The organism is Vibrio sp. 10N.222.55.C6 (genome assembly GCF_041473395.1).
Classification (GTDB): domain Bacteria; phylum Pseudomonadota; class Gammaproteobacteria; order Enterobacterales; family Vibrionaceae; genus Vibrio; species Vibrio crassostreae_C.
In genome coordinates this window covers 1-431 of the sequence record NZ_JBFRSD010001250.1, presented here as the reverse complement: position 1 = coordinate 431, position 431 = coordinate 1, and the positions used below count along the sequence as shown (strand labels likewise).

The 431-nt window shown below is 30.6% G+C and carries 1 protein-coding gene; it reads left to right on the top strand.

Translation table 11 applies throughout. The annotated features are described in order from the left end of the window. Positions 1-341: S26 family signal peptidase (locus tag AB4486_RS28410; RefSeq protein WP_372120179.1), on the top strand; the 341-nt coding region annotated here is incomplete at its 5' end. Positions 342-431 lie beyond the last annotated feature (90 nt).

Sequence of the window (431 nt, the reverse complement as noted above, 5' to 3'; positions counted from 1 at the left end):
GTATAAAGGCATCTCATGGAATAACGAATAAAGAAGATGGTTACATATATATAAACGAGAAAGTTGGTCTTCACGATTATAATGTAAGGTATTCGAAAGAAAAATCAAAATTATTAAAAAGTAATCTTACTTGGCACGTTCCAGAAGGTAAAATAATGGTATTAGGTGATAATCGTGATCACTCCTATGATTCAACCTTTGATAGTTTCGGATATGCAGACATTAATAATGTTAACGGTATCTATAACAAAGTGATACTCAACGTAGCAAACGGTAGCCGTAAGTTAAATTGTAATTTAAGAAGCTCATCTGATTACAACATCCTCAACAGAAATTGTTAAACATTGTGATGACAGATGTAAATTAACCGGGCTAACTTCAATAGCTAATTTTTAGATTATAAATAACGATAGTAGCTGTCTATTAATAAT